This is a genomic window from Paenibacillus forsythiae T98, assembly GCF_000520735.1.
In the GTDB taxonomy this organism is placed as follows: domain Bacteria; phylum Bacillota; class Bacilli; order Paenibacillales; family Paenibacillaceae; genus Paenibacillus_AQ; species Paenibacillus_AQ forsythiae.
Genome location: NZ_ASSC01000742.1, coordinates 1 through 3767, shown reverse-complemented (window position 1 = coordinate 3767; position 3767 = coordinate 1). Strand labels below are relative to the sequence as shown.

3 protein-coding genes and 2 pseudogenes are annotated in these 3767 nt (G+C 54.9%); 2 read left to right on the top strand and 3 right to left on the bottom strand.

All coding sequences use genetic code 11. From position 1 onward, the window contains the following. Positions 1-256 (top strand): annotated as a pseudogene (locus L692_RS0122560) (aminotransferase class III-fold pyridoxal phosphate-dependent enzyme); the annotation flags it as partial. Between the two features lie 43 nt (positions 257-299). Beyond that, positions 300-1184 (top strand): UbiA-like polyprenyltransferase, encoded by an 885-nt coding sequence (locus L692_RS0122555; RefSeq protein ID WP_025702241.1) that lies wholly within the window; start codon positions 300-302, stop codon positions 1182-1184. 148 nt (positions 1185-1332) lie between these two features. On the opposite strand, the gene L692_RS0122550 is transcribed toward L692_RS0122555, so the two are convergent. The 3 genes and pseudogenes from L692_RS0122550 to L692_RS0122540 form a co-directional block, all read right to left on the bottom strand. Next, positions 1333-2313: a polyprenyl synthetase family protein gene (locus L692_RS0122550; protein ID WP_025702240.1), complete on the bottom strand. Its 981-nt coding sequence runs from the start codon at positions 2311-2313 to the stop codon at positions 1333-1335. A gap of 21 nt (positions 2314-2334) precedes the next feature. After that, positions 2335-2781 carry a hypothetical protein gene (locus L692_RS0122545; RefSeq protein ID WP_025702239.1) on the bottom strand — a complete coding sequence of 149 codons (447 nt, stop codon included), beginning with the start codon at positions 2779-2781 and terminating at the stop codon, positions 2335-2337. Positions 2782-2980: 199 nt separating this feature from the next. After that, positions 2981-3767, bottom strand: a pseudogene (locus tag L692_RS0122540) (DoxX family membrane protein); the annotation flags it as partial.

Sequence of the window (3767 nt, the reverse complement as noted above, 5' to 3'; positions counted from 1 at the left end):
TGTAAGGGGAACGGGGCTTATGCTGGGTATGGAACTGCGCGGCGGCAATGCGTCGGATGCGGCGGCCTTGACGGATCTTGTGCTGGAGGAAATGAAGGACAGGGGTTATTTGATCGGGAAAAATGGAGTGGGCCGCAATGTCCTGGCCTTCCAACCTCCGCTTGTTATTATGGAGGCGGATATCGACGGTATGCTGGAGGCGCTTGACGGGACGCTGGCCCATAGTTCTGCGGGCGCGGCGCCGCCTGGAATGTAACGTGAGGGCCGGGACGACAAGAGAAGAATGGGGAAGTAACGCTATGGTTATTATCAACGCCTGCAAAATCGCAGCGCATAAGCTTAAAATGTTCAGCGAGCTGGTCATGTTCTCGCATACGCTGTTCTCGCTGCCCTTTGCCATTATTTCCATGGTCTGGGCGGCTGGCGGGTGGCCCTCGGGCCATATCATGCTGTGGGGGCTGATCGCCCTTATCGGCGCGCGCAACGGCGCCAATGCTTTCAACCGGCTTGTGGATCGCATCTTTGACGGACAGAATCCCCGGACGGCGCACCGGCATCTGCCGCGTCGGCTGCTGGCCGAGAAGGAAGTCGCCGTGTTCATCGTCGTCAACTATATGATTTTCATCGCCGCGTCGGGCATGCTGAATCTGCTGTGCCTGATTCTCTCGCCGGTGGCGATTGTGCTGATCTCATCTTACTCCTATACTAAACGCTTCACTTATCTCAGCCATCTGTACCTTGGATTCGTCATCGCTTCGGCGCCGATCGGCGCGTGGTTTGCGGTAACCGGACAAATTGCGTTCACGCCTTTTGTCATCGGCACGGTCGTCATGCTGTGGATCGCTGGCTTCGACATTATATACGGCACCCAGGATATCGATTTCGACCGCCGCGCCGGGCTGTGGTCCATCCCCAGCTATTTCGGGCTGGAGAACGCGCTGCGCATTGCGGCGGCGCTGCACTTTATCATGGTTGCGCTGCTTCTGTTCCTATACTTATGGCGCGGCCTCGGCTGGATCTATCTTGCCGGCATCGGCGTGGCGACGCTGCTCCTCATGACGGAGCACAGAATCATCAAGCCTTCGAACCGGCAACTGATGAAGGTCGCTTCTTATAATTTGAATCAGGTGATTAGCTCGGTTATTTTGGCTTGTACGCTGGTTGATTATTTCTATGTAAGCTGAATAGGGAACAAGCTCCTCCAATTCTCCGCTGGACACTGTTCAGACGGGAATAGGCGGAGCTTGTTTGCGTTTTGGAAGAGAGGCATAAAAAGGCGGATACTCTTTCGCGGGAGTATCCGCCTTTCGCGGTATGAAGGCAGGGGCGGGTTCAGCGGTCTCTTCCCGCAAAATGATGAATCAGCGTCATCAGATCGGCATGCGCCGGATAAGAGGACAGCTGCTTCGCAATATCAGCCGCCTGCTCCAGATAACGGCGGCATGTTTCTTCCGTGCGGGCAAGCGCATCGCTGCCGGAGATTGCTGCCAGAGCATCCTCGATATCCGCTTCGGAGGAACCGGGACCGATGCGGCGGATGCGGGGCGCGAGTCCGGGGTCTTGAAGCGCGTAGATAACCGGCAGGGTAACCTGGCCGTGGCGCAGGTCGCTGCCGGCGGGCTTCCCGAGGGTATCGGACGATTGGGTGAAGTCCAGCAGATCGTCCTGAATCTGAAAGGCGAGTCCGAGCGACTCGCCGAACGCATACAGCGCGTCGGCCGTCTCCTCCGTGCTCCCGGCCGACAGCGCCCCCGCGCGAAGGCAGGTCGCCATCAGAAGAGCCGTTTTGTTGAGCGATTTCTCCAGATATTCCTCAAGAGTAATATCGTAATCATAGGCATGCTCCATCTGCTGATATTCCCCGATGCACAGCTGGGCGGTCGCCACAGCCGACAGATCATGCACATAACGGTTCTTATTTCTTGCCTGCTTGCTTAACAGTTCGATTACCCGCGCGGACATATAATTGCCGATATGGACGGCGGAGATGACTCCCGCCTTGATATGCAGGGCGGGGCTGCCGCGCCGCACCTTGGCGTCGTCGATGATATCATCATGAATAAGCGAAGCGGCATGGATGAACTCGGCCGCCGCAGCGAGCTGAAGCGTCCGGCGCCCGATGCTCTTGTTGCCGAACCGGCTTCCGACAATCACCATAAGGGGGCGAAGCCGCTTGCCGCCGGAGGCAATAAGCTCCAGGATGCGGGTCGCCAGCGGCGAGCCGCCTGGGACATCCCTGTCGCTCGTTACGAGACGTTCAATTTCGCGGTTCACTTCCGCAATGTCGATATTCAAGGCTTCTTGAAGCTTCATGCTGGTGCGATCCCACCTGTTCTAACACTTTTTCCGATGTGCCTTTTTCTTGAGTTCAGCCTTCAGGAACTGTCCGATTTGGGCTGCGAGGTTCTGCTCGGCATAGTCCCCGTGCGATCTTCTGATCTGCTGCCGCTTGATGAACGGAGCCAGATGAATTACGAGATCCAGCTCACGATATTTCAGGGCGAATTGAAGGTAAAAGCTGTATAAATAATCTCCGTCCAGGACGCTTCGGACCAGGTCCGGATGATTCTCGGCGCATTCCATATGACGCCGGGCCGCCTGGACAAGGATGATAAAGATGCCCATCAGATGCAGTTTGCGGCTGTATTCCAGCTCATAGCCTTCCATTGCCGTGAAAAGGGCTTCGCCTTCTTCCGGAGAGAGGGAGAGCTGAATTCCGGCGATGGGCGATATTTCAGCCTGGAGCAGCCGGATGGTATCTCCAATGAGTTGCCTGTTCACAGGTTGTTCTCCTTCTTGCCAATTTATCGTAAAACAGCTCTTAAATAAGGAAAGTAATGTGCCAAAGGACACATTACTCCATAAAGTCTGGTTATTAGGCTTGTATTATACACAGAAAACACATACATCACTTATATAATAGCCGTAACAAAGTGTAATGGAAGAATGCCTTGCGAAGAAGCCACAGACTTCAAAGCGTTCAGTCGGTGTACAGGTACCAACGCCTTACGAACGGAACCTTCTTCCACTGCTTCTTGAGCCAAGGCAGAACATAATAGTCGAGACCGAAGACGCTGCCGGAGCCGCCGATGCAGGCAATGGCCGCCGCCACATACCAGAGCATTTCCGTGGCTGCCATTTTGGTTGTCCAGATCATGACGGCCATGCCTATTGTCGCAATGGATGCAATCGCGGTGAACAGGCCTACGATGAGCATAACGCCCAGCACGATTTCGGCGCAGACCATGCCGATTTGGAACCATTTAGCAAGGAAAGTGAAGTTGCCATCCGGTTTATAGAACAGGAGATCCATGAACCAGTTCGAAATGTTGTAGATGAACTTCGGAACCGGGAGCGCGGAGACCGCTTCTTTGGCGGTATCAACCGCCGAGGCCGCCGATTGCGCGTCTACCGTCTCCTTAACCGCGTCAACGGCTTCGCTTGCCGCTGAAGTGGCGTCTTTAAGATACGGCGCTGCCGGAATCAGGAAGATCTTGCTTGGCTCCACCCAAATTTTTCTCAGCTTGTCGATGCCCTCATACAGCCACATCCCGCCGAGCAGCATGCGGAGCGGAACGAGCCAGAAGTTAGGCGAACGCTTGGAGAAATATCCGCCGACGAAGCTTCTGCGGTTCTCTACGTGGAAGAATTCATGCATCATATAAGTCCATACTTTGTTGAAGCCGACGACGCCGGACAGATAGTAGATGTTGATCATGTGCTTGGCGAACATGGCCATAAATCCGGTAAGCATGAACATTTTGTTC